We start from the raw sequence: 24,606 nt of genomic DNA on the forward strand, positions 1-24,606 counted from the left end.
CCGCACGCCCGGCCCCCTGCCCGCGCGCTCAAGTCTGAATCGTGCCGATCATATTCGGCCACTTCGAGCCCGAGCAGGCAGGTCGTCGGACTGCGATTTGGGTCTCAGCCCCGGTCTGGCTGGCCGGCGCCGGCCTTGGTGCGCCATAGCGCCATGCGGTCCAGCAGCCGGTCACGCAAGACGAGCGTGTGAAAGAGTACCGCCGTCACATGGGCGGTAAACGCGAGGAAGAGCAGGAGCGCGAAGACGTTGTGGCACTCCCGGAGTACCCCGTACATGTCGAGGTCGTGTGGCGCGATGCCCGGCAGGTGAAGCGACCCCGTCAGAACGATCGGGAACCGGGCCGCCGACAGCATGGCCCACCCGATCAGCGGCTGCACCAGCAGCAGGCCGTACAGCAGGTATTCCGACCATGTCGCGATGCGGCGTTCGGCTTTGCTCATGGTGGCCAGGAAGGCCGGCGGCCGGTGGGTGAGCCGGTTCGCCAACCGGATGACAGCGAATACCAAGATCAAAAGCCCCAGTGGCCGATGGATCGCCAGCAGCAGCGGGTAGTAGCTGAGCGCGGCGACCATGGTCACGCCGATCAGCAGCTGCGCAATGACCATCGGCGCCATCAGCCAGTGCAGAACGCGCGACGGCAGGGTGAACCGCGCCGCGACGGGACCCGGCGTCACTGCAGGACCGCTTGGACGTCGACAGCGCTGGCCGTTTTGGGCTCCTCGGCGCGACGGGTGAATGAACGGGCGTACACCGCCGACCTCGCCGCGAGCAGCGGGTCGTCGGAGGCCGCGATGCCGTCGGGCAGCACCAGGGGATCGAAGTTGACGTCGCGCGCGTTGCCAGGCTCCTCCGTCTGGACCGCGGAGATGGTGATGGTGCCGGCGTCGATCGTCCGCCGCCCCGCCGGCCAGGGTTTGGTGGCGTCGTGGGTCGGATCGCCCGGCTCACCGACGGTAAGCACCAGCCGCCAGCTCAGCGGCGTGTGTGCCAGCGTGCGGATGAGGCCGTCGAACAGGTAGTCCTTGGCCGGCGGGGCCGTGACCTCGGTGCCTTGCTGGGGAATCGCCGACCAGCGCACCGGCACCGTCGCGCCGGCGTCGTTGGTGAACTGGAAGGCGTTCAGGCCGTGAAACGCGCTGTCGGCGAATCCCCCGCTCGGCGGGGCCTGCTTGATGATGCGCATCGCCGCGGCGGTCTCGGGATGGCGTTGCAGGAACGCGGCCATCTGCTGTGGGTCGGGTTTGCCCGTGGCGGGTAGCGGCTTCGATGCGAGTAATCGGTCGTAGAACCCTTGGGGCGTGCTGTCGGGGAAGACCGGGATGTTGATCATCGCGGTGCGCCACTGCCGGCCGTCGGGTCCGTCGAACAGCAGGCCCAGCCCGCGCACGGTGTCGAGTTTGTCGGGCTGGTCGGGCAGCCCACCGGACAGCGAGAACCGGCCGATCAGCGGAACACTGCCGCGCCGGAAGACCGCGGCCCGGCAGATCGCCGCCGCCGCCCCGGTGCTGACGAACGTTCCGGTGGCGCTCAGGCCCTTGGCGTGATTGCGCCGGAAACCATCGTGACGGCCGTAGACGTGCTCGAAGCGGTCGGTGAACCGGGGCGGAGTCAGCGCGCCGGGCCGCAACCAGCCCCCGGCATAAGCGAAGCCACCGACGTCGACCGCGGCGAATCCGGCGACCGCGCCCATGCCCAGCAGTGCGCTGCGCCGGTTCAGCGCGCCGGATTGCGAGGGCGGTGGCGCGGGCTCCGGGGGGTCGTCAAACCGCTCTCCACCGTCTTGTTCGCCACCGCGATCACCGGGTCCCACGGCCCACCGTCCTTCCCGTTTGTGCAGGCCACGCCGTGCGGGCTGAGAACGAAACCGATGGAAGCAATTCACGCACGGGCCGATGCACCGTGCAACTTCTGCGCCGGCCGTCACGCACATCCGGACTACGTCGTGGTGCCCGAAATCGTTCAGCGTTTTGAGCGTGTTACGCCGCGTGTCCTACCATTGGCTAAACACTTGTAGCTGTATCTGCATTCAGTAGTGCAGATCGACGGGGTGCGTCTCCTCCGTAGGCATGCGTGTTCCCGAGGGGTTGAATCAACAGCCTCCGGTATGGCAGTTGCTGTTTTTGAGAGCTAGCGGTGTCCCACACGGGACCGAATGTGAGTGAAAGACCATGGGCGAACAATCCGGCGACATCGTCGATCCAACCGCTTTTGAAGTGGGCAAACACCAGGTAGATCAGGCGGTCGTGCTGACCGTCTCCGGCGAAGTCGACATGCTCAGCTCACCGCTGCTGGCCGATGCCATTCAAACCGCGCTGGCCACCAAGCCCGCGGCGCTGATCGTTGATCTGTCCAAGGTCGGTTTCCTGGCCTCGGCCGGGATGACCGTCCTGGTCACCACGCAGTCGGAGATTGAGCCGCCGACGCAGTTCGCCGTGGTTGCCAACGGGTCGGCCACTAGCCGGCCGATCAAACTCATGGGAATCGACAGCGTGCTCTCGCTCTACAGCAGCCTCGACGGTGCGCTGAGCGGTCTCGCTGGTGAGTGAGCCTCGACCGGATGAGGACGCAACTGGGGACGATGGGGCGCTCTGATCAGCCGCGGAACGTGCCGAACATCGATGACCGATCCCGCTTCGTGCGGACGCGAGTGGCCGCCGACGCGCGCAGCGCTGCGCGGACCCGTGCCGAATTCGGGATGTGGCTCGGACGGTATTTCTCGCTTGACGACGACCGCTTCAACGACCTGCTGCTGGCGGTGAACGAGGCGATCGCCAATGCCGCGGAATTCGCCTACGTCGACGCCGCGGAGCGCGGGACGGTCGACGTGCGAGCGGCCTACGACGGCGACTCGGACACCCTGGCGGTGATCGTCGACGACCGCGGCCGGTGGCGGCAGAAGAAGCCGGTCCAGTACCGGCAGCAGATGCGCGGCCGCGGCATCCCGCTGATGGAGGCGCTCGCCGACGACGTTGCCATCGACCGCACGGCGCAGGGCACCCGCGTCACGTTGACCTGGAGCCACATCACGCGGCCCAGCTTCAAGGCCTGATCACCCGGCCGCGCCCGCTCCTCGCTACCTAACGCCTTGTGCTGCAATAGGTTTCAACAGCAGAAACCGCGCTGGATTCTGCTCGCGTCAGATAACAAAGCAGCACAAGGCATCCCGTAACATCGCCGCCATGGAACCGAGCCGGCGATGGGGCGACGACCGCGCGATCCTCGACGACGAGGAGGCCCGCAGCCGAATCCTGGACGCCGCGGGCCGCTGCATCGTCCGGCGCGGCAACACCCAGTTCCGGATGGGCGAGGTGGCCGATGAGGCGGGGGTGTCACGGTCGACGGTGTACCGGTATTTCCCTGGCCGCGACGATGTCCTGCTGGGCCTGATGCTGGCGCGTGTGGACGACGCGATCTCGGAGTTGGTGCGGACGCTGCCCGCCCCCGACGACCCCGTTCGATCGGTGCCCGAGTTGGTGCTGGCCCGGGTGGAATCGGTGAATGGCAACGCGCTGAACGAAGCGTTGTTCGCCGCCGAGAGCACCGCGGTGGCCTCGGCGCTGGAGAAGGGTTCGGAACCCATCGTGGAGTTGCTGATGCGGCATTACGGTCCGCTGCTGACCCGGTGGAAAGCGGCGGGGTTGCTCTACCCCGACGTCGATTTCCGGTCGATCGTCCAGTGGTTGCACACCACGACCCTGTTTTTACTGGCTCCGTCGTGGCGATATCGCACCGCCGCGGACAAACGAGAATTCGTCGAGCAGTTCGTGGTGCGGGCTCTGGTGCCACAGATCAGACAATGATCGGATATTGTCTGATGTCCAGGCGTTCAATTGGTTTTGCCCTGCGCCCCGGTGTTAAAGCACAGCACCACGGCCGGCTGGCAAATCAGGATGGATCGACATGAAAACTCCTGTGGGACAGGCGCTTTCTATCCTCGGCCTGGCCGCGCACCTGGGCCGTGGCGCGCGTCGGGTGGCCACCGACGCGTTGGTGGGCGGCCGGTTCGGCCTACCGCGGACGGTCGACGACATCGACCCGGCGGTCCTGTCCCGGGTCATGGGAACGACCGTTCGGTCGATCCGCGTGCTGAGCAGGGACGCGGGCACGTCCTCGCGGGGCCGGCTGGTCCTGACCGGCAAGAACGTCCCCGAATCGGTGTTCGTCAAGGTCGCGGCACAGACCGCGGCTACCCGGCTGGTCGGCGAGCTGGGGCGCCTCGGACAGACCGAGGTGCGGTTCTATCGTGAGCTCGCGCCGCAGGTCATCGGCGTCCCCTATTGCTACGGCACGGCGTTCGACGCTTCGACCGGCCGCTACCTGCTGGTCCTGGAGGACCTGCCGGCCGAGTCGTGCGAGTTCCCGGACACCCTGCACCCGCTGTCGGCCGACCAGGCCAGCCTGATCATCGAGCTGCTGGCCGAGCTGCACGCCACCTTCTGGGACCGGCTGCCGCGCAACGGACGCGGCCCGATGGGCTGGCTGTACACCGCGTCCGGCGACGTCACGTCGCTGTTGACCGGTTCGCTGATGCACACCTCGATCAAGCGGCTCGCCGAACACACGACGATCCCGGTGGACAACGGCAGGTTCATCGCCGACAACTACCGCGCCGTCGCCGCGCTCATCGACACTCCCCCGCACACCGTCATGCACGGTGACGCTCACCCGGGGAACATGTACTTCCACGGCGGAAAGGCCGGGCTGCTGGACTGGCAGGCGGTGCGCAGGGGACACCCCTCCCGCGAACTGGCCTACACGCTGATCACCAGCCTGACGCCCGAAGACCGGCGGGCCAACCAGCGCGAGCTCCTCGACGACTACCGGCGGGCGCTGGTGGCGTCAGGCGGCCCCGACCTGGACCGCGACGACCTCTGGCTGCGGTTCCGCCAGGCGGCGCTGTACGCCTACGTCGCGCCGCTGATCACCACCGGCATGGGCGGGATGCAGGCCGAAGACATCGCGATGGAAGGCCTGCGCCGAGGCGTCGCGGCACTCGACGATCTGGAAACCGTCGCCGTCCTGAAGAGCTCCCTGTAGGCCCGGCCCAATTCGGCTGAGGCTATTGCCTTCGCCGCGCCAAGAGTTACGCTACCTACCGTAGCGAAATGCTGCGCGCCTTACGGCTCAGCCCTCCAGAGACAGCCCGCGGCGGCGAAGAGGAGCCTCATGTTCGACCTCAAGATCATCGGTGGAACCGTCGTCGACGGCACGGGCGCGCAACGCTACCCGGCCGACATCGGCATCAAGTACGGCAAGATCGTCGACGTCGTGCGCCGCGCCGCCGACGGCCCCGCGATGAGCGGGGAGGCGGCCGAAACCATTGATGCCACAGGGCATGTGGTGGCACCCGGCTTCGTCGACATCCACACCCACTACGACGGCCAGGTCAGCTGGGACAGCCTGCTGGAGCCATCCAGCGGCCACGGCGTGACCACGATCGTGACCGGCAACTGCGGCGTCGGGTTCGCCCCCGTGCGGCCCGGCAGCGAGCAGTGGCTGATCGAGCTGATGGAGGGCGTCGAGGACATCCCCGGCACCGCGCTGACCGAAGGCATCACCTGGGGCTGGGAGACCTACCCCGAGTACCTCGACGCGGTCGGCAAGCAGAAGTTCTCCGTCGACGTGGGCAGCCAAGTCGCGCACGGCGCCGTCCGCGCCTACGCGATGGGCGAGCGGGGAGCACGCAACGAACCGGCCACCCCCGAGGACATCGAGGCGATGGGCCGGCTGGTTCGCGAGGCGATCGAGGCCGGGGCGCTCGGGTTCTCCACGTCGCGCACGATGGGCCACCGCGCGATGGACGGCGAACCGGTCCCCGGCACCTTCGCGGCCGAGGAGGAGCTGTTCGGCCTCGGGCGCGCCATGGCGGCCGGCGGTCAGGCGGTGTTCGAGCTCGCCCCGCAAGGGGCGGCCGGCGAGGACATCATCGGACCCAAAAAGGAACTGGACTGGATGCGGCGACTCAGCGCCGAGATCGACCGGCCGGTGTCCTTCGCGCTGATCCAGGTGGACGCGGATCCGAAACTGTGGCGCGAGATGCTGGACCTGTCGGCGGACGCGCACGCGGCGGGCGCCCGCCTCCATCCGCAGATCGCGGCGCGGCCATTCGGCATGATGATCGGCTTCCAAGGGCATCACGGATTCAGCCACCGGCCCACCTACCGCCGGCTCAAGGCCGAGTGCGGCCGCGACGAGCTCGCTCAGCGGCTGGCCGACCCCGCGGTGAAGGCCGCAATCCTGTCCGAGGACGACCTGCCCGCCGACCCCACCTTGTTGTTCGACGGGATGTTCGCACTGGTACAGCACTCGCTGGGCAGGCTCTTTGTGCTCGGCAATCCGCCCGACTACGAGCCCACCCCCGACCGCACCGTCGCGGCCATCGCGAAGGCCCGCGGCGAGGACCCGCTGTCGACGCTGTATGACCTCATGCTGGAGTCCAACGCGACCAGCATGCTGATGCTGCCGTTGTTCAACTACGCCGACGGCAACCACGACGCGATCCGCGAAATGATGCTGCACCCGGCGGGCGTGCTCGGACTCTCCGACGGCGGCGCCCACTGCGGGATGATCTGTGATGCGTCCTACCCGACGTTCCTGCTCACCCACTGGGCGCGCGACCGGCACCGGGGCGAGAAGCTGTCGCTGGAGTACGTGATCCGCAAGCAATCCCGCGACACTGCCCACCTGTTCGGGCTCACCGACCGCGGCACCATCGAGCCCGGCAAGAAGGCCGACCTCAACGTCATCGACATGGACGCCCTGACCCTGCACCCGGCGGCAATGGCGTTCGACCTGCCCGCCGGTGGGAACCGAATCTTACAGGGCGCCAGCGGTTATGCCGCGACCATCGTCAGCGGAACGGTGACCCGCCGCAAAGACGTCGACACCGGTGCCCGCCCCGGACGCCTGGTCCGCGGAGCGCGCTGAGAACTCGCTCGATGGCAACGACGGCCGGCAATCCGGTGCGGACCCGCGACGAGGATGCGATCGGCACCCCGCCGGAGAACCCGACGCTGGTGCCCGCCGAGCGCTACTACTCACCCGCCTTCGCCGCGCTCGAAACGCAACGGATGTGGCCGCGGGTGTGGCAACTGGCCTGCATGGTCGACCATGTCGCCGCACCCGGCGACTATTTCGAATACCGCTGCGGCCCTTTCGGTGTGCTGATCGTCCGGGACGACGACGGGGAGCTCCGCGCGTTCCAGAACGTCTGCCGGCATCGCGGCAATTCGCTGTGCACCGGGTCCGGCTCGGGCCTGCGCGAACTCAAGTGTGGCTACCACGGGTGGACCTGGGATCTGGCCGGGGCGCTCAAACGGGTGCCCAACCGCAAGGGTTTCGGCTCGCTGCGGATGTCCGACTTTCCACTGATACCGGCTCGCGTCGACACCTGGGCCGGGCTCGTCTTCGTCAACCTCGACCCGGGCGCGGTGTCGTTGACCGAATACCTGGAGGCGGTGCCCGACGACATCGCCTGGTGCCACCTGGAGGATTTCCGCTGCTACGCCACGCTCACTGTTGAGGTCGGCGCCAACTGGAAGACGATCGCCGACGGATTCAGCGAGACCTACCACATCCAGACCCTGCATCCCGAACTCCTGGGCTGCGTCGACGATATCCACGCGCCGCAACGAATTTGGGGCCATACCGGGAAGTCGGATCAGCCTTATGGCGTGCAGAGCCCCCGCTTCGACGGCGCGCTGAGCGACGAGGAGGTCTGGAACGCCTACGTCTACACGCAGGGGGCGCTGATGGGCGCCGCCGAGGGCACACCGTTCCCCGCCGACGAACGACGGCCCGGCCAGACGGTCGCCGACCTGATCGCCGACCGAACCCGCGCCTTCGCCGCGAGCCGCGGTGTCGATCTCAACTGGGCTGATACCGATCGGATGACCCGATTGCACCAGTACAACGTGTTTCCCAACATGACGCTGTTGACCAACGCCGACCATCTGACCGTCATGTGCTCGCGGCCGGGCGCTGACCCCTCCCCCGACAAGGGCGAGCTGATCATGTTCTTGATGACGCGGATGCCTCCGGGCGCGCCGCGCACCAAGCCGACCGACGTCCGCATGGCCGCGGATGCGGCCGAGCCCGGCGTGGTCCTCACGCAAGACATCGCGGTGCTTCCCGGCCTGCAACGCGGCATGCATCAACCCGGCTTCACACACATGGTGTTGTCCAGCGAGGAACGACGCGTGATCAACATGCATCGCAACCTGGAGCGCTACATCGAGTTGCCCATGTCCCAGCAAATGAGCGGTGGTGCGCCGGAGTGATATCTCGCAATGTAATTCGTGTTCACAGCGCGAAAGTGGCGCCGAGCGATTTAGAATCCCGCTTGTGATGACCCCGTCTTACCCCTGGGGGGACGATCGAGGGCAAGTTGCGCGGCGGCTTCGGCTGCCGTATGAAACGCTCCGCCGACGGCGGGCGCTACGTCTGTGCCACAGCTTCGAACGGGTGGGTGTTCGAACGGCACCGGAACGGTTGCGGCAAATGCTGGAGGGCGCGCCGCTGGCCGCCCACGAACTGATGAACGTGAACTTCGCGCTGATCGCGATCCGGCTCGACCGCGAATTGCGCGCCGCGCGCTACAAGCGGCTCAAGCAACGCGGCACCCGCTCGCTGCTGTTCGCGGGCCTGGTCATGGTGGTGCTGAACTTCCTGGTGTGCATGGCCTACCTGCTGCTGAATCTGACGGAGCAGTCGGCGCCCCTTTAAGCCGTCAGCGCGGCGCGACGATGCCGTTGTCGTACGCGTAGACGATCGCGGCGGCGCGGTCGCGCAGATCGAGCTTCCCGAAGATCCGCCCGATGTGACTCTTGACCGTGACGCCCGAGATGCACAGTTGATCGGCGATCTCGGTATTCGACAGGCCCTGCCCGATCAGCGTCAGCACGTCGAGCTCGCGGGTAGTCAGCTCGCCGATCGCGGTGCCGCGCGGCCCGGGCGCGGCCTTGCGGTACGTGGTGAGCACGCGCGAGGTCACCGCGGGATCGAGATAGCTGTCGCCCCTGGCGACCGCCCGGACCGCGCGGATCAACTCCTCGGCCGAAGAGTCCTTGAGCACGAAGCCGGCCGCGCCGGCTCGCAGCGCCCCCGACAACAGCTCGTCCTCGTTGAAGGTAGTCAGCGCGAGCACCGGCGGCCGACCGCCCAGCCTGCGCGTCGCCTCGATGCCGTCGACGCGGCGCATCCGCAGGTCCATCACCACGACATCGGGCAGGTGCTCGGCCACCGCCGCGGGCACCTCGTCACCGTCGGCACATTCCGCGACGACGACGAAACCGTCCTTGCGGCGCAGGATCCGGCGCAGGCCGGACCGCACCAGGTCCTGATCGTCGACGAGCAGCACGGTGACCTCGGGGGTCGCGTCAATCATGGCGGGTCCGCCACCACGGACACCAGCTGGTATCGCCTTCCCGCAGCGGGATTTCGGCGCACACCGACCAGCCGTCGCGGGTGGGGCCGACGTCGATGGCCCCGCCGAGCAACTCGACGCGCTGGCGCATGCCGCGCAAGCCGCGCCCCTCGGCCGATTGCGCGGCCATCACCGCCGCGGGCAGCAGATTGGTGACGGCGAGCCGCGCCGATACCGGCGATATATCCAACACGACACCGGCTTTCGACTCCGGTGCGTGCTTGGCGATGTTGGCCAGCGACTCCTGGGTGATGCGGTACAGCGCGAGGCCGAGCGCAGCGGACACGTGATCGGTGGGGCCTTCGACGCACAGCCCGACGGCCAGCCCGGCCCGCTGGAAACCCTCGACGAGCGCCGCGATGTCGTCGATGCCGGGTTCTGGTGTGGTTTTAGTGGCCTTGGTCGGCCAGTTGTCGAGCAATCCGACGGTACGACGGATATCGGCCATCGCCTGCCGGCCCAGCCGCTCGGCCTGCTCTAATGCCTCGACCGCGTCGTCGACGTCGCGGTCCTGCTGCAGTGCGCGGCGCGCGCCGGTCACATGCAGCAGGGTGATGCTGAGCGAATGGGCGATGACGTCGTGCACCTCACGCGCGATGCGCCGCCGCTCATCGGCGGCGGCATGCTCGGCAAGCATTTCCTGCGCCTCGATCTGTTTCGCCAGCAACAGCCGCTGCGAGCGCATCACGTAACCGAGCAGCCACCCCGCCCCGACGAAACCCAGGTACAGCGCCACCGCGTCCAGGCGGTGCAACGCCGACGCGGTGAGCAACATCGCGGCCGCCGACGCTGCAGCCAGGAAGCCACCCACGATCGAGCTCAAGGTAGCGACGGCGAGGACCATGAGCACCAACAAGGCCGGGGCAAAATCGGCGCGAATGGGTGTCGAGGTGGCGAACAGCATCATGGCCGAGGCGCTCGACCAGCTTGCCCACATCACCGCCGTGCTGAGTTTCATGTTGAAGAAGAAGAAAAGCAGTGACGGTGCAATGGATACCGCGAACGCCGCCAGGCCGACAGCCAGATCGGAGGTGGGGCGTTGCCAGATCGCGATCACCCCACCGCCCACCTCGGTCACGTCGACGGCGAGAAACGATGCCCAGGTGATACCGACGGGAATCAGTTCGCTTCGTCGGCGAAGCTGCTCCCGCAGGTAATTCGCTGCGGCGTGCAACATCGTCCAATCCTAGAAGAGCACGGCGCCCCGTCACATCCTCCCGCGGTCGGCACCCGCCTCCGCCCGTGGTAGGAGGCAAAGACTGCACTTCGGCACGACGCGCAGCGGGTGGCTGGTTTTCTAACGTCGAGTCATGACATGGACACAGCTGCACGACCGCATGGCCTTCATGGCCGAGGTGATCAACGCCGCCGAGACGAACCCCGAGGCGGCACTTGCGTTGATTGACAAGTCATCCGAGGTGTCCGAGCTCTTCGGTGACGAGGAGGGCCTGATGCTTTCGCTCAGCCAGCGATGGATCACCATGCTGGTGGCCAAGCTGGATCAGGCGGCTCATGAGGGCGCGCCGGCCGAACAGGTGCGCGCCGATCTGGAAGCCGCCGAGCCCGGGCTCCACGCGTTGGTGAAGATCGGCGCCCGCCGGTCGTTGCGCGTGCGCTCGCTCACGCGCGGCGAGCACGTGGCCGTGGGCCTGTTCGGTGGGCCCACCGGGGATCGGCAGACCGTTGCATGACCGAATGGGAAGCTTCGCGCGCCTGACCGGTCGGTACGCGCTCCTGATCGTCGGCCTCTGGATTTTGGCCGCGGGTGCCGCCAACCTTGCGGTCCCCCAACTCGAGCGGGTCGTCGACTCCCATGCCCGGTCCTTCATGCCCCCCGGCGCGCCCAGCGCGGTGGCAGCGGCACGCGCCGCCCAACTGTTCGACCAGACGCCCAGCAACAACTTCGTTTACGTTGTGCTGGAACGTGATCAGCGGCTGACACCGCAGGACCGCCGGTTCTACGATGCGCTGACGACAGCGCTCGGTTCGGATCAGCGTCACGTGTATGCGGTGACCGACCTGTGGTCGCAGCCGGCCACGGCCGCCGGTGCGCAGAGTTCGGACGGCAAGGCGGTCAGCGTGATGGTGCGCCTGGCCGGCATGCTCGGCACCGCGCAGGCGCGCGACTCGGTGGACTCCGTGCGCGGGACCGTCCACAAGCTCTCACCACCGTCGGGCCTGCAGGTCCATGTCACGGGCCCCGGCGCCACCATCGTCGACGAGTTCTCCGCGATCGACCGCCAGATGCTCGGAATCACCGCCGCCACCATCGGTCTCATCCTGCTGCTGTTGCTGGTGGTCTACCGATCGCCGATCGCGGCGGCGATCCCGCTGATCTCGGTGGGGCTCGCCCTGGCCCTGGGGCGAGCCGTCGTCGCCGCCCTGGGCCAGTCCAATGTCGTTGAGGTGTCGCTGTTTTCGGTGGCGCTGATGGCGGCCATGACGCTCGGGGCCGGAACCGACTATGCGATCTTCCTGGTCGGCCGCTACCACGAAGGCCGGCGCCGCGGTGTCGAGCCGGCTCAGGCGCTGAAGCAGGCCTACCGCTCCATCGCGCCCGTGGTCATCGGATCGGCGCTGACCGTATCGGTTGCGCTGGCGTGCTTGGTGTTCGCGAAGGTGGGATCGTTCCGCAGTGCCGGGTTGCCCTGCGCTATCGGCATTCTGGCGACCATGGTGGCCGCGCTGACCCTGACTCCCGCGCTGATGAGCCTGGCGATACGCCGCGGATACCTGGAACCGCGGCCGTCCAGCACCGCGCGTCGCTGGCGTCGCGTGGGAACGACGGTGGCGCGCTGGCCCGGACCGATCCTGGTCACCGCGCTGGCATTGACCCTGCTGATCGCGCTGCCGTTGGTCAGCATGCGGGTCGGCTTCAACGAACCCGCCGCCACGCCGTCGTCCACCGACTCCAACCGTGGGTACGCCAGCGCCGACCGGCATTTCGCGGCCAACGCTCTGCTGCCCGATGTCGTCGCCGTCCAGGCCGACCACGACCTGCGTAATCCGGCCGGCCTGATCGCCATCGAGCGCATCACTCGCCACATCATGGCCGTGCCGGGTGTGCGGGCGGTGCAGTCCGCCAGCCGGCCCGACGGCAAGGTGCCCGAACAGGCGACGTTGAGCTACCAAGCCGGTGTGCTGGGCCGTCAGTTCGGCGACACCATGGATTCGCTGACCCAGCGCCTCAAGCGGATCTCCGAACTGGACAGCGCGCTGGCGCAAACCCAGCTTGCTGTCGACGGGCTGGGCACCGGATTGCGCGGTGGCAGTGCAGGATTGGCGGACATGTCCGGTGCCGCGGAAGACATGCGGGCCGGGATGGACGGGCTGCAGCGCAATGTCACGACGGTGTCGGGCTACCTCGACCCGTTGCGCGACTTCGTCGGGCGGACCCCCGACTGCGCCACCAATCCGATCTGCTCGACGGTCGACCGCGTGCTGCAGCCAGTCGACAGCCTGGTGCAGACGTCCACGCGCCTGGGCTCGGGCGCCGCGAAGCTCACCACCGGTTCGAGCACGGCCGCAACCGCGATGGCCACCCTGCCGCAGAGCGTCACGTCGATGAAAGACGCCTTGGGGCAGGCACGTTCGGCCACGCATGACCTGCTCAGCCTGTCCGACACGCTCGGACCGCAAATGCGCCAGTTGACCGATTACATGAACGAGATCGCCACCCAGTTTCAGGGCAGCGCCGCGGCGGACTTCTACATGCCGCAGCGGGCGCTGACCGATCCGCGGTACACGACCGCGCTCAGCCATCTGATCTCGCAGAATGGCCGCGCCGCTTACCTGTTGGTCTATGGCGATGGTTCAGAGTGGGGTGCCGACGGCGCCAAGCGGGCGGACCAGGTGCGCGCCGCCATAAAGGAGGCCACCAAGGAGGGCACCCTGGCCCCGACCGAGGTCGACCTCGCCGGGGTGGGCCCGGTGACCGCCGATCTGCAGCGCTTTGTCGCCGGCGATACCGAGCTGTTGGTGGGTGCCGCGCTGGTATTGATCTTCTTGATCGTCACCGCCATGTTGCGCAGCCCGGTCGCGGGATTGGTCGTTGTCGGGACCGTCGTCACCTCCTACGCGTCGGCCATCGGTGCCAGCGTGCTGATTTGGCAGCACCTGTTTCATCACGACCTGCACTGGGCCGTGGCGCCGATCGCGTTCATCGCGCTGATCGCCGTCGGCGCGGACTACAACCTGCTGCTGGCGTTGCGCATCAAACAGGAAGCGGCGGCGGGTCTGAAGACCGGCATCATCCGGGCATTCGGTGCAACCGGCGGGGTGGTCACTGTCGCCGGCGTCATCTTCGGGCTGACCATGCTGGCGCTGCTCAGTAGCAGTGTGCTCAGCATCGCCCAGATCGGCACGACGATCGCCGTCGGGTTATTGCTGGACACCCTGGTGGTACGGGCCTTCATCGTGCCGTCCATCGTGGCGCTGCTGGGCCGGTGGTTCTGGTGGCCCAGCCCGCTTCCCCGCCGCGCCGTCACGCCGACGGTGAAAACGCCAGAGCCGCGACTGGTTACTGCTGCGGCGGTATGAACGACGAGGGCAACCCGACCAGCACGCCTTCGACGTCGCCGTCGACGCTGACCAGCAGGCCACGCCCCGGCGGCAGCGTCTGGGCCCGGACGTTTCGGTTGATCCGGTTCTGCGGGTCGTTGTCCATGTACAGCTGAGCGACTTTCGCCGAGTTCTGGAACCGCATCCACGGATCCATTTGCAGCGTCGCCCAGTTCGCGCTGTTGCGCGTGGTGAAGACGTGCAATCCGATCTGCCGCGCGCGCTCCATCAGCTTCCACAGCGCCGCGCCCACCGGCGGCTTGGGCGGGTAGCTCTGGTCCGGACGCAGGTCCTGGATGTCGTCGATGAGCACGAAGTGTCGCGGACCCTCCCACGGCTTGAGCGCGCGTAATTCCTCCTGGCTCAAGCCTTTCGGTGGCAACCGGGGCAGCAGGACCTGCTGCGCCAGCGCGGTGATCACCTCATCGATCTCGTCCTGGTCGTAGGCGTACGCGCTGACATAGCCGGGCCCGTGCAGATCCCGCAGCCCGTGCGGTGCGGTCTTGGGGTCGATCAACGTCAGCTGCGCCTCTTCCGGACTGAACCGGCTCATGATCGCCTCGCCAATGGCAACCAGCGACATGGTTTTTCCGCAGCCCTGCCGTCCCAGAATCATCAATCCGGGACTCTCGCGCAGCTTGATGGGGACCGGTCCCAGTTCGTGCCGCTCCCCGATGGCGAAGCTGATCGAGAGGTCGTCGCCGCTGGGGTGTGCGGCCTCGTAGTCCAGGATCGCCTTCAGCGCCACCCGCTGCGGCAGTCGCTGCAGGGTGGCGTGCTTGGTCACTCCGGCGACGTCGGCGATGCGGGCGCCGACGTCGATGATGCTGACCGTCGCACCGGTGGTGGGGTCGGTCAGCGCCGGCACGCCCACGCGCAACTCGTGCAGGCTGTCGGTCAGACCGAACCCGGGCCGGTTCAGTGTGCGCCGGGCTGCGTCGCGCGATTCGAGCGACGAGTGGCCCATCTGGCTTTCGCTGGGATCGGCCAACCGCAATTGGATTCGCGCCGTGGCGTTTTGCAGCAGGCTCTGCCGTTGCCCGTGAATCCAGCCGCCGGCACTGCACATCACGTGCACCCCGTACTCGGGACCGCGGCTGCTCAACGAGATGATGCGGTCACCGAGCACGGTGTCTTTGGAATACAGGTCGTCGTAGTCATCGACCACCACGAAGACGTCGCCGAACGGGTCGTTGGCGTCGGTGCCGCCCAGGCCGTCGCTGCCCGGCGCGAACCGGCGTTCGCGGAAGCCGTCGAGGTCGATCTTGAGGCGCCGGAACGAATCCTCGCGGGCATCGATCAAGGCGTCCATGCTGCTCAGGATTCGCTCGATGCCCTCGGCGTCCTTCGGCGACACGATGTCGGTGACGTGGGGCAGCGAAGCGGCCTGGGCGAGGGTTGCCCCGCCGATGCAGAAGAACGTCACGCGCGACGGGCTGTACATCGTTGCCGCCGAGCACATCAGCGTCATGAGCGTGGTGGTCTTGCCGCGCTGCTTGGCGCCCACCACAATCACGTTGCTGCGCAACGCATCCACCGCATGCACGATCTGCTTGGACTCTTCCGGGATGTCCATGACGCCCACCGGGAACATCAGGCCCGGGTTGCGCCCATAGTCGACGTGCCAGGGCTTGCCGCGGTATCCGGCAACGAGGGCGTCGATGGACTCGGGCTCCTCCAGCGGCTCCAACCACGGCCGGCGCGGTGAGCGGTGCGGCACATCGTGCAACGATTCCCGCAGCACGTCGACGATCTTCTTTCGCTTGAAACCGTCGTCGTAGTACAGGAATTCGTCGGGCTCGGCGTCGACGGCCGCGGCGGCCTCCAAAGCGGTGGCGTCGGAGGCGTCCAGCGGCTGGAACTGCCAGTTGTACAACCGTGGCTTGGTCAGCGTCATGTCGACGGTGGTGGCGACCTCCTTGGTCTTCGGCACCACGAACGGGGCGGACAGGTAGAAGCAGCGGAACGGCTCCAGATCGCGCGGCCCGACCTTGAGCAGACCGAAACCGTTTTCCTTCGACGGCAGGTGGTAGGCGGCATCCGAGCCGATCACCTCGCGGCTGTCGTCCCCGGACTCGGCGCGCAGCGCGATGCGGAAGGCGATGTTGGACTTGACCTTTTGCAGCGAGGACAGGTCCAGCCGCTGCCCGCCCAGCATGAAGAAGACGTTCGCGCCGCGCCCTTCCTGGCCGATGTGGATGATGAGATTGATCCACTTCTCGTGGTTGGCGAACAGTTCCAGGTACTCGTCGACGATGACGAGCAGGACCGGCACCGGCGGCAGATCGCGCCCGGCGAGCCGGATCTCCTCGTAGTCGTTGGCGTCACGTGCGCCCACGGAGGTGAACAGCTCATAGCGCTGCTTGATCTCGCCGTCAATGACCCTGCGCATCCGCTCGGCCAGGTGCCGTTCGTCCTTCCCGAGGTTCGACAACGCGGCCACTACATGCGGGATGCCGAGGATGTCCTGCGCCGCCGATTCGAACTTCATGTCGACAAAGATGACGTTGAACGTCTCCGGGGAGTGAGTGAGCGCGATGCCGTAGACCAACGACAGGAAGAACTCCGACTTACCCGAGCCACTGGTGCCGATGACGACGGAGTGGAACCCGAAGCCGCCGAAGTCCTTGGCGCGGATGGTGATGTTCTGCAGCTCCCCGTTGGGTTTGGCACCGACCGGGACCTCGCACCAGCGCTCGTCGCCGCGGCCGCGGCGTTCGGCCCAGAGCCGGTCGACGTCCAGGTCGCGAGGGTCGCTGATGCCGAGGGCGCGCAGCAATTCGGTTGCGCCGCTGACGGAGTCGGCGATCTCGCTGCGGCTGGTCGGCGACCAGCGGGCCATCGCCCGTGCGTAGCGGTAGGCGCGGTGCACGGAGAGCTGGTCGGCGTGGGCGAAGAACTTGTTCCGAACCCGCAGCAGTGGTGCCGGGCGGTCGTCTTCGCCGTCGGCGTCGGAGCCGTTGCGGTGCAAGGCTACTTGACCGTTGACCGAGCCGTTGGGTGAGCTGTGGCGTTCGCTGAGGTCGAACACCTGGTCGCCGGCGAAGCCCACGCCGGTGCCGATCCGGGAGGCGATGCGCAGCAAAGTGATTCCCGCCTTGCCGACCTGGCCGACGACGCTCTCCCAGGCGTCGGGGCTGCCGGTGTTGTCGTCGACGATCACCAGGTGCGGGCCGAGGTCGACCGTGCCCGTGCCGGTTTCCAGGGCTGAGCCCATCGCGGTGGGACTTGCCGCGGCCAGCGGCGTCCAGGCGCCACGTTTGCCCTTCATGTGCAGCTCGGCACCGAGGGTCTCTTCGAGTTCCTCGGGTGTGGCGAAGACCAGGCGACGAAACCCGCAGGCGTCGAAGAGCTCGTCGTGCAGATTGTGCGGCAGCCACACAATCCACGACCACACCTCGGGGTTGCGGGTCACCACCATCAGCTTGACGTCGCGTGGGTTATGAAAGACCGCCAGGGAGCACAGCACCGAGCGCATCAGCGACCTGAGCCGGTCCAGATCCTCGCCCACGAAGCTGAATCCGGGCGCAGAGCGCAGGTTGACCACCTTGGCGATGTCGCGAATCTTGCGCTGCTCCAAGATGAAATCCCGGAGCGCCTGCCCGGTGACGGGCTCGAGCTCCTCATCGGAGGCGATGTCGGGCCAGGTCACCGATAGCACCGAATCCGGTGCGTGCTGCACGCCGGTGCCGAGCCGCACCTCCAGGAAGTCCGCGTCGCTGCGCCCTCGTTCCCACATCCGCGGGCCACCAATGATGGCGCCGAGACCGCGGGGGTCGGCGTGCACGGAGTTCTGCCACTCGCGTTGCGCGCACACGGCGGTCTGGATCTCGTCGCGGTTGCCGTCGAGATCACGTAGGTAGCGTCGACGGCCCTTTTCCATTTCGCCCCAGGTGATCTTGCGGGCTCGCCCGAAGCGCCCGGAGAAGGCCAGCATGCTGAAGGCGCCGATGCCCATCAGGGGGAAGAAGCCGGTGGTCAGGCTGCGCACGCCCGAGACGTAGAGCATGACGATGGTGCCGATGAGCGCCACGATCAGCGCCGGCACACCGATCATCACCCAGATGTTGCGCGGCTCGCGTTCCGGCAGCGCGATCGGCGCGCTGGGTGCTACCCGCACCGGTTTCGGCGGCTCGATCTTGACGCGGTTGATGGGGAACGCTTTCTTGGACATTCTCTAGCCTCCCGGCTTCGCCGATGTCGTCACCACAGCCACCTTGCCGAGCGCCGGGACGGTGTCCCGCGCCAAAAGCGCTGCCTCCCTTGATAGTGCCGGGCCCGCAGCGAAGGTCCGCAGCAGCGGCCAGGGCGCCTGCACCGCCGACCCCGGGTCGAGCCCGAGCGCGCGCAACGTCGTGTCGTCATTGGTGATGCCGAACCGCACCCCGTTGTCCGCTACCCAGAACAACGATTCCCGGGAGTCGGAGGTGACCACGCCGCTGGTCGACGTCACGAAGTTCGCCGCGCCGGGTAAGACCAGCACCTGGTTGGCGACCACCGAAGCCGGGTCGCGGTCGTCGCGTACCAGGTGCACGATGCGGTTGTCCATGTACGACGGCGTGGGCAGTCCGCGTCCGTTGTAGACGACGACACGGGCCTGCGGATCCGTCGACCCCTTCGCCCACCCCACGCAGGTGGTCGGATCGGCCGTGGTGTCAATGAAATTCAGCCGCTTGGTTGGGTAGTAGTCCACCGCGAGCGAGGACACCTCGGGGATGTTGACCAACACGTCGGGAGTCACCACTCGGGGCGCTGTCGAGCCGTAGGAGTTGGCGCTGCGCAACAGGTCGGCGACGAAGCTGGTGACCTTTTGCACGCCGTCGGGCAACAGCACGTAGAACTGCTTGCCGCCGCTGGCGGTCTGGGTCTGCAACACGGCGCCGACCTGTGAGCCCGACACCCAGGTCGATGGCGTGCCCGCCAGGGGCACCGCGGGGACGCCGAGCGGTTCGGTCGCGGGCAGCGCGTCGTAGAGGGCGCGCGAAATCTCCACCGGCAGTGTGACTCCCGGGTCGAGTCCCAGGCTGAGCGTGACCGCCCTGTTCGTCGGATCGATCTGCGAGCGTTTGCCGCCCCAGATCACGAACGTGTTGCCCTCGAACGTGACCAGCACCCCGGCGTCGTCGCTCAGCGGTGTGGCGCGGTCAAAGCCGTCGAGTACACCCGCGATCGAGGTCACCACCGGTCGTTCAGGGCTGCGCGGTCGTCCCGCCGTGTCGCAGACCGCCCACGCCGACGTCGCGCCCCGATGGACCGGCATCGCCGCCGGCGCACCGGGGATGCCGACCAGCGGCCCGGTCGGATACTTCGCTATCTCAGCGGGTTTCACCCACGTCGGCTGGTTCGCCGTGCCGGTCGCCAGCCGCGCGGACGTCAAATTCAGCACCGGGTAGAGCCGGCCGTCGATCCGGGCGTAGAGCGCTCCGGAATCGCGGTCGCCGATGATCGCCGAATCACCCACGATCCCGGTCGGTTTCAGTACGTTCAGCAAGAGCATCCAGCCGCAGGCGATGACCACCAGGAGTATCGACAACACCAGCGCGGCGGTCTGCTTACGGTCATCGTGCTTCATGCGCACCGAGAAGCGGGTGGTCGCCGCGCGCAGCCGACGGTTGTAGAAGAGGTGCCCGGAGTTCTGGTCGCGGTTAGACAAACTCAGCGGCATGCTCAGTACCCCTTGGGTGCTCGGTGAGGATCGGCCTGCTGAATCCGATCGGCTAGGTTCGACGCGTTGAGGGCCACCCCGTAACGGCCCGTCGCATAGTTGATGAATGCGCACGCCTGCGCCACCAGATTGTGGATGTCGCGCGAGGTTCCCGGCTGGTGGTAGGCCGCGAACGTCGGCGCGATGAATTGCCAGGCACCCTTGCTCGGTGTGCCCCGTGCCGCGTTGGAATCCCAGTCGTTGACCGCGTTCGCGTCATAGTTGGATTCGCGGCGGGCCACCAGGTCCATGCCGCGTTCCCAGCGAATACGCGCCGCCGGGTCGTGAATGCCCTTGATATCCAAGGCTTTCCGGATGGCCGCCAACACCGCCGGGCGCCCGCTGGCCTGGTTGCTGTGCATCGACCGCCCTCGTAGGTAGTGCAAACGTCGCAACCTGCGCGCCAGCAGCCGTGCCCGCCGGCGCGATCCGGCGACATGCCGATGTTGGGCCCGCAACCGCGCTGCCATGCGGGCGGCGGCCTCGCGGCGGCCCAGCGGCGTGTCTACCGCCGGCGTCGTGTCGGTCAAGGCGGCGTCCAGGGTTGCGCGCGTTGCCGCGCGGCCGTATGTGTGATCGGCCCGAGCCGCGGTGATGATCTGTCCCAGTGATCGGTCCGAATTAGCCAGCCGCGTCAACTGCGTGATCGATGCGCCCGACCGCTTGACCGCCGCGCTGGGAAGTCCACCCGCGCGATGCGTTATCGCCTCGGCGCGCGCCTGCATCCGAGCCGGCGCGTCACCGACGCCGCCGTCCTGCGTCGCTCCGGAGAACAGATTGTGGGCGCGCAACAGCGCCGTGACCGCTTGCATTTTGAGGGGATCGGTCACCGACTTCCCCGCCTTGATCCATTTATGCGCCCTCGCGGCGCCGCATCCTCGCCGGACACTTCGCGCTAGTACTCCCACACCCTCCTGGCCGCGTATTCCGCGGTCGCTGCAGACGTTCCCATAGCATGCACGCATCGACAGTTCTGCTGTCAATAACGAACAACCCAATTTGACCCGCACATTGGGATCGACCCGGCCGCGATTACGTAGCGACACTACTGGCGTGCGAACCGCCCGGCCACTCACCTTTCGGCGGGCTGGGAGGATTCGTTGGCTATTCCTTCGGCTCGTCCTCGGACGGCATGATCACGATCCGGCGGTTGGGCCTATTGGTGACGACGGTCGGCTTGGCCTCCCCGGATTTGTTGCCCGGGGCACTAGGCGGAATCGTCAAGCGGCCCTTGATCGGTTGGCCGTTGGGCACACCCGGGGCCATCACCCGCTTCTCGACCGGGCTGTCTTTCTTGCCGCCTTCACCGCCGTGGCCCATGGCACCGGGCGGCATCATCGGCATACCGGTCATGCCGGATTGGCCGGGCATGGCGGGCATGCCACCGGTCGGCGGCATCACCGGCACCTTGGCGCCCGCGGGTGTGGTCGGCGGGGACGACGTGGGCACGGGCGGCGGGCCCAGCGAACTGGCCGGAGTTGTGCCGCCACCGCCGAGACCAGCACCACCGCCGCCGGAACCGGCGCCCAGTCCGGAGCCCCCGCCACTGCCGACGCTGTCGACCAGATGCGCGTCGTTGGCCAGTCCAACGCCGTGGGCGCCGCCCTGCACCGCACTCATCAGCGGCTGGAGTGCGCTCTGACCGGCCTGCATCGCCTGCTGGGGAAGTTGCGTCATCGGCCCCATGACTCCACCGATCGCGCCGCCGAGCGCGCCGGTGACGCTTTGCAGCATCTGCTGGATCATCTGCATGTCTTGCTGGCCGATTGCTTCGTTGGCCGGGAATTTTGCGGCGGCGTCGGCGGCGTGGGCCCGACGATCAGCGTCGGCGGCGGCTGCGTCGGCTGCGTCTTTGGGGACACCGGCGTTTCCAGCGCCGGTTAGTGCGCCGCCAGTGCCGTCCAGAGGCGACGCGCCGGGTGGGTGACCGGGGCCTGGGTTCGGAGGCGGAAATGGCACTCCGTTGGCTAACCCGGTAGTAGTTGGAAAATCGTGACTGATCGGCTGATTCACAGTCTCACCTCCACCCCACTTGCAAAGCCCGCAAACGCTTCATGCTGGTGCAGCCGAGCGCTAGTACAACAATTTTGGCACAAAACGGCGGTAACGCTATTCACCCGATAACTGCGGGCGATTACGAACCGCCCCGGTGACTGATCACGTCAAACCACGCCAGATGATAATTCGCGAGGTACCCGTGCCCGTCGATCAGCGCCTCGATAGCTGCTAAAAGCATCCAATCCCCGACAGCCGCTGGGTCGTGATGGGGGTATGCGTTCAGCACCGAGTGTTGAATTTCAGCGACGCATTCGCGCAGCATCGCCGTTTCGCTCTCGAGGACACCCGTCTTTCGCACCGCAGGCCCTGCGACAGCCTGCGCGATACGAGGAAGGCCGTCCCGCCGGCGCACGGCATCGACCAGGATCGGCCCGAGCTCATCGACTTCAGGCGCGGCCGATCGGGCAGGCCGATCACCGCTGAGTGCGGGCTCGTCGGGCCCAGGCTCGCCGACATACGAGTTCGCATGATGGGCAGCCGCGACCGTGATGGCGCCGAGCAAATCCACCACGTTGGCGTCATGGCGTCGTGCCGACGGCTCGAGGAGGGTGACGTGGGCGGGCAACCGGACGTGCGGTGGAATCCACCCTCCGGCGAGGTCGGTAACCAACAGCGTCGTGGTGCCGTCGTCGCGCAATCCGGCCGCCCACGACAGCCGCGGCTCCTGACGGGCCACCGCGTCGACCAGCCGCTGCAGCCGTTGTTGTTCGGCCGTCCTGGCGGACACCGTGCCTGCGGTCGCACCTGCAGCCGCGGACGCTGCCGATGCGCCTGCCATGGTCGACGATCCCGCACCGGCCTGACCCGCGGCTGCCCCGGAGGCCGTCCGCTCCACGGGAGAGACAAGCGGCCCACCCGCGGATGGGGACGACGCCGGTGAAGAAGCCACCGGTGCACCCGACAGGGGACCGGCCGGTGCAGAAGGCACGGATGGGGGCGCCACCACCGGCGGACGCAGGTCGGAGCCATAGGCGGGCAACGATCCTGAGGGAATGGAAGACCCGCCCCCGAGGGTCGGGGCGGGCGACGACCACGAGGACCCGGTCATCACCGGCGCAACTGAAGTGCCTCCCCCGGTGACCGCCGGCGCGGGGGACGCCGCTGGGGGTGCGTCGACGGGAGTGCTTGTTGGAATGAATGCTCCGGCGCTGGGCACGGTCGGTGTTCCTGCTGGTGCCACCTGGGGAGTTTGAGGCCCCCCGGCTTCCATCGCTTGTAGCGGACCAGCCGTAAACGCTTGCCCGCCAGGTCCCGTCGCCTGCCCGGTCGCGAGGCCGGACGTGAACGCTTGTCCTAATCCGGGCTGCCCGCCTTGACCTAGACCGACCGGTGACATTGGCATTCCGCCGCCGTGTACGCCTGGCATTCCGGGCGATACGGTTCCGCCGCCACCGGGCATTTGGACGCCGGCGGGCGATAACGGAGTACTCGCGCCCGGGATACTGCCGCGCACACCCTCCCCACTGATTGGTGCTGGAAGCGGCCCACCTGACGGTCCGCCAGATGGCACACCTCCACCACCACGTATCCCACCGCCCGCCGCGGCTGGCGGCGGGTGGCCCGGCGACCCAGCCGGTGGCGGAACTCCTCCGTCACCACGCACCCCGCTACCGCCAGCTACCGAATTCATGTCATGCTCACTAATCGGCTCCGGCGGCTTGGTATCGCCAACATCGAACCCGTTCGCCTGCGCCCAGCTCCGGGCGTTGCCACCGATGCCTTCAGCATCGAGAATCTTTTGCGTCGCCGCCATCATCTTGTCGGCCGCGTCCCGACTGGCATTCGCGGCGTCGGCGTTGCAGCGCGCCTGAACAGCCTGGATTTCAACCAACTTCTCCGGAGGCAGCTTTTTTGATGCGAGGATTTCATTGATTTCTCTGTTGCCCGTATTTGCTATGTCCGACAAGCGACTTCGGAGATAGTCGATGGCGTCGGCGCCTGAATTAAACGCCGACGCTTTTGTCTGGTACTTTTCGGCAAGGTCCAGGTGGAGCTTTTCCCCTTGCTGGAATCTCATTATGAGATCGTCTGCCGTATGCCCCTTGTTGTTTGCAGCAAAGGCTGTCCACTGGGTGCGCAAGTTCTGCGAATACAGCTGCTGCTCTGCGCACTCTTGGCTCCAGTGCTGAGCGCCGGCGCGTAAACCCGTCGACGGTGCTGGCCACCAAGGCCCGATCAGCGCAGCTGTCCAGGTGCCAGGTGGAAGATCAACGGCCACCGCATACCTTTTTCATTGCAGCGTCCTTGGCGATAACGTCGTCGAGAGCAGCTCGATAATCTGCGTCGGCGGTGACTGCGCTATTGCCCATGCTAGTAACCGTCCCGTAGGCCATTGCCAAGGCGCGCGCGGCCTCTCGATGGTTGGTATCAAGAGCAGGAGCTGTCGACACCATATCGAGCATCACGGCACCGTTGGTATCCGCGATACGGGCCAGTGCCTTGTCATTACCGCTGGTGTCCACTTCCACCGCTCGCGCTACCAGCGTGTACGTGTCACAAAGTGTTTTCTGTGCTGCACGAGTCTCGGCCGCACTATAAGTCGGCGTCGTCGTGGTAGCGAGCGGTTTCGAAGCCGTGGGCCGGGTCAGTGCTACCGCCAGCGCTGCGACGGCTATTGCCGCCGTCAGGGCTAGTGCGATCGCTAACCATCGGCGTGGACGAGATACTGGTTGCGGGAAATGCGGTGGCGGCCAACCTCCAGCGGGCGGCGGGCCTGACGGCCCTTCACCATGGCCCGAAGGGGGGTCTCCCACCATCCGTCCTCCTTTGGTCCGGAAACTCCTGCGGCGGCTTGCCCGGTGTCATGGCGCCATTGCCTCCTCCAATAGTGGAACAGCAACCGGACGGCAGGCAATTC

20 protein-coding genes are annotated in these 24,606 nt (G+C 67.2%); 10 read left to right on the forward strand and 10 right to left on the reverse strand.

Annotation, left to right across the window (positions count from 1 at the left end; translation table 11 throughout):
- Positions 1-104 precede the first annotated feature (104 nt).
- Positions 105-617 (reverse strand): cytochrome b, encoded by a 513-nt coding sequence (locus MTY59_RS07285; protein WP_250160852.1) that lies wholly within the window; start codon positions 615-617, stop codon positions 105-107.
- Positions 618-673: 56 nt separating this feature from the next.
- Positions 674-1,813 carry a catalase family peroxidase gene (locus tag MTY59_RS07290; RefSeq protein WP_415822622.1) on the reverse strand — a complete coding sequence of 380 codons (1,140 nt, stop codon included), beginning with the start codon at positions 1,811-1,813 and terminating at the stop codon, positions 674-676.
- A gap of 358 nt (positions 1,814-2,171) precedes the next feature.
- Between MTY59_RS07290 and MTY59_RS07295 the strand changes: the two genes are divergently transcribed.
- The 7 genes from MTY59_RS07295 (at position 2,172) to MTY59_RS07325 (ending at position 8,727) form a co-directional block, all read left to right on the forward strand.
- Positions 2,172-2,549, forward strand: a complete 378-nt coding sequence (locus tag MTY59_RS07295) for an STAS domain-containing protein (RefSeq protein WP_221045080.1) — start codon at positions 2,172-2,174, stop codon at positions 2,547-2,549.
- Between the two features lie 59 nt (positions 2,550-2,608).
- Entirely contained in the window at positions 2,609-3,052 is a 444-nt protein-coding gene (locus MTY59_RS07300; RefSeq protein WP_221046307.1) for an ATP-binding protein, read from the forward strand.
- A gap of 130 nt (positions 3,053-3,182) precedes the next feature.
- Positions 3,183-3,803, forward strand: coding sequence for a TetR/AcrR family transcriptional regulator (locus tag MTY59_RS07305; RefSeq protein ID WP_221045081.1), 621 nt, complete (start codon positions 3,183-3,185; stop codon positions 3,801-3,803).
- A gap of 100 nt (positions 3,804-3,903) precedes the next feature.
- The gene (locus MTY59_RS07310; protein ID WP_221045082.1) at positions 3,904-5,040 is read left to right on the forward strand and encodes a phosphotransferase; all 1,137 of its coding nucleotides are present in this window, start codon (positions 3,904-3,906) and stop codon (positions 5,038-5,040) included.
- Positions 5,041-5,169: 129 nt separating this feature from the next.
- Positions 5,170-6,930, forward strand: a complete 1,761-nt coding sequence (locus tag MTY59_RS07315; protein WP_221045083.1) for an N-acyl-D-amino-acid deacylase family protein — start codon at positions 5,170-5,172, stop codon at positions 6,928-6,930.
- A gap of 11 nt (positions 6,931-6,941) precedes the next feature.
- Positions 6,942-8,282 (forward strand): aromatic ring-hydroxylating oxygenase subunit alpha, encoded by a 1,341-nt coding sequence (locus MTY59_RS07320; RefSeq protein ID WP_221045084.1) that lies wholly within the window; start codon positions 6,942-6,944, stop codon positions 8,280-8,282.
- 184 nt (positions 8,283-8,466) lie between these two features.
- Positions 8,467-8,727: a hypothetical protein gene (locus MTY59_RS07325; RefSeq protein WP_221045085.1), complete on the forward strand. Its 261-nt coding sequence runs from the start codon at positions 8,467-8,469 to the stop codon at positions 8,725-8,727.
- 4 nt (positions 8,728-8,731) lie between these two features.
- On the opposite strand, the gene MTY59_RS07330 is transcribed toward MTY59_RS07325, so the two are convergent.
- Positions 8,732-9,388 (reverse strand): response regulator transcription factor, encoded by a 657-nt coding sequence (locus tag MTY59_RS07330; RefSeq protein ID WP_221045086.1) that lies wholly within the window; start codon positions 9,386-9,388, stop codon positions 8,732-8,734.
- On the reverse strand, positions 9,381-10,604 hold the full coding sequence (locus MTY59_RS07335) for a sensor histidine kinase (protein ID WP_221045087.1): 1,224 nt from the start codon (positions 10,602-10,604) through the stop codon (positions 9,381-9,383). Before MTY59_RS07335 ends, MTY59_RS07330 begins: the two co-directional genes overlap by 8 nt.
- A gap of 133 nt (positions 10,605-10,737) precedes the next feature.
- Between MTY59_RS07335 and MTY59_RS07340 the strand changes: the two genes are divergently transcribed.
- Together MTY59_RS07340 and MTY59_RS07345 are read left to right on the forward strand one after the other, a co-directional pair.
- Positions 10,738-11,118, forward strand: coding sequence for a hypothetical protein (locus MTY59_RS07340; protein ID WP_221045088.1), 381 nt, complete (start codon positions 10,738-10,740; stop codon positions 11,116-11,118).
- Complete coding sequence (locus MTY59_RS07345) at positions 11,111-13,966, forward strand: MMPL/RND family transporter (protein WP_415822620.1); 2,856 nt, start codon at positions 11,111-11,113, stop codon at positions 13,964-13,966. The genes MTY59_RS07340 and MTY59_RS07345 overlap by 8 nt, the downstream gene beginning before the upstream one ends.
- On the opposite strand, the gene eccCa is transcribed toward MTY59_RS07345, so the two are convergent.
- The 5 genes from eccCa to MTY59_RS27240 all read right to left on the reverse strand — a co-directional run bounded on the left by eccCa (position 13,947) and on the right by MTY59_RS27240 (position 22,476).
- A complete protein-coding gene (gene eccCa, locus MTY59_RS07350; protein ID WP_221045090.1) occupies positions 13,947-18,161 on the reverse strand; it encodes a type VII secretion protein EccCa in 4,215 nt (1,404 codons plus the stop codon). The two genes, MTY59_RS07345 and eccCa, sit on opposite strands and share 20 nt — an antisense overlap.
- Positions 18,162-18,164: 3 nt before the next feature.
- Positions 18,165-19,652 (reverse strand): type VII secretion protein EccB, encoded by a 1,488-nt coding sequence (gene eccB / locus MTY59_RS07355; RefSeq protein WP_221045091.1) that lies wholly within the window; start codon positions 19,650-19,652, stop codon positions 18,165-18,167.
- Positions 19,653-19,654: 2 nt separating this feature from the next.
- On the reverse strand, positions 19,655-20,521 hold the full coding sequence (locus tag MTY59_RS07360) for a transglycosylase SLT domain-containing protein (protein ID WP_415822619.1): 867 nt from the start codon (positions 20,519-20,521) through the stop codon (positions 19,655-19,657).
- Between the two features lie 274 nt (positions 20,522-20,795).
- The gene (locus MTY59_RS07365; RefSeq protein WP_415822636.1) at positions 20,796-21,692 is read right to left on the reverse strand and encodes a hypothetical protein; all 897 of its coding nucleotides are present in this window, start codon (positions 21,690-21,692) and stop codon (positions 20,796-20,798) included.
- Positions 21,693-21,825: 133 nt separating this feature from the next.
- Positions 21,826-22,476: a DUF5631 domain-containing protein gene (locus MTY59_RS27240; RefSeq protein WP_250160738.1), complete on the reverse strand. Its 651-nt coding sequence runs from the start codon at positions 22,474-22,476 to the stop codon at positions 21,826-21,828.
- Positions 22,477-23,382: 906 nt separating this feature from the next.
- On the opposite strand from MTY59_RS27240, the gene MTY59_RS27250 reads away from it, so the two are divergent.
- Positions 23,383-23,604, forward strand: a complete 222-nt coding sequence (locus tag MTY59_RS27250; RefSeq protein ID WP_250160739.1) for a hypothetical protein — start codon at positions 23,383-23,385, stop codon at positions 23,602-23,604.
- Positions 23,605-23,956: 352 nt separating this feature from the next.
- Here the strand turns inward: MTY59_RS27250 and MTY59_RS07375 are convergent, their stop codons facing one another.
- Positions 23,957-24,505, reverse strand: a complete 549-nt coding sequence (locus MTY59_RS07375) for a hypothetical protein (RefSeq protein ID WP_221045093.1) — start codon at positions 24,503-24,505, stop codon at positions 23,957-23,959.
- Positions 24,506-24,606 lie beyond the last annotated feature (101 nt).

The sequence above is a fragment of the Mycobacterium senriense genome (genome assembly GCF_019668465.1).
In the GTDB taxonomy this organism is placed as follows: domain Bacteria; phylum Actinomycetota; class Actinomycetes; order Mycobacteriales; family Mycobacteriaceae; genus Mycobacterium; species Mycobacterium senriense.

What these genes read in the sequence shown, in the direction of transcription:
- MTY59_RS07285 (WP_250160852.1), bottom strand. Translation starts at nt 617, where the DNA reads ATGGCGCCGATGGTCATTGCGCAGCTGCTGATCGGCGTGACCATGGTC.
- MTY59_RS07295 (WP_221045080.1), top strand. Translation starts at nt 2,172, where the DNA reads ATGGGCGAACAATCCGGCGACATCGTCGATCCAACCGCTTTTGAAGTG.
- MTY59_RS07305 (WP_221045081.1), top strand. Translation starts at nt 3,183, where the DNA reads ATGGAACCGAGCCGGCGATGGGGCGACGACCGCGCGATCCTCGACGAC.
- MTY59_RS07310 (WP_221045082.1), top strand. Translation starts at nt 3,904, where the DNA reads ATGAAAACTCCTGTGGGACAGGCGCTTTCTATCCTCGGCCTGGCCGCG.
- MTY59_RS07315 (WP_221045083.1), top strand. Translation starts at nt 5,170, where the DNA reads ATGTTCGACCTCAAGATCATCGGTGGAACCGTCGTCGACGGCACGGGC.
- MTY59_RS07320 (WP_221045084.1), top strand. Translation starts at nt 6,942, where the DNA reads ATGGCAACGACGGCCGGCAATCCGGTGCGGACCCGCGACGAGGATGCG.
- MTY59_RS07330 (WP_221045086.1), bottom strand. Translation starts at nt 9,388, where the DNA reads ATGATTGACGCGACCCCCGAGGTCACCGTGCTGCTCGTCGACGATCAG.
- MTY59_RS07335 (WP_221045087.1), bottom strand. Translation starts at nt 10,604, where the DNA reads ATGTTGCACGCCGCAGCGAATTACCTGCGGGAGCAGCTTCGCCGACGA.
- MTY59_RS07340 (WP_221045088.1), top strand. Translation starts at nt 10,738, where the DNA reads ATGACATGGACACAGCTGCACGACCGCATGGCCTTCATGGCCGAGGTG.
- eccCa (WP_221045090.1), bottom strand. Translation starts at nt 18,161, where the DNA reads ATGTCCAAGAAAGCGTTCCCCATCAACCGCGTCAAGATCGAGCCGCCG.
- eccB (WP_221045091.1), bottom strand. Translation starts at nt 19,652, where the DNA reads ATGCCGCTGAGTTTGTCTAACCGCGACCAGAACTCCGGGCACCTCTTC.
- MTY59_RS27250 (WP_250160739.1), top strand. Translation starts at nt 23,383, where the DNA reads ATGCTCACTAATCGGCTCCGGCGGCTTGGTATCGCCAACATCGAACCC.
- MTY59_RS07375 (WP_221045093.1), bottom strand. Translation starts at nt 24,505, where the DNA reads ATGGTGGGAGACCCCCCTTCGGGCCATGGTGAAGGGCCGTCAGGCCCG.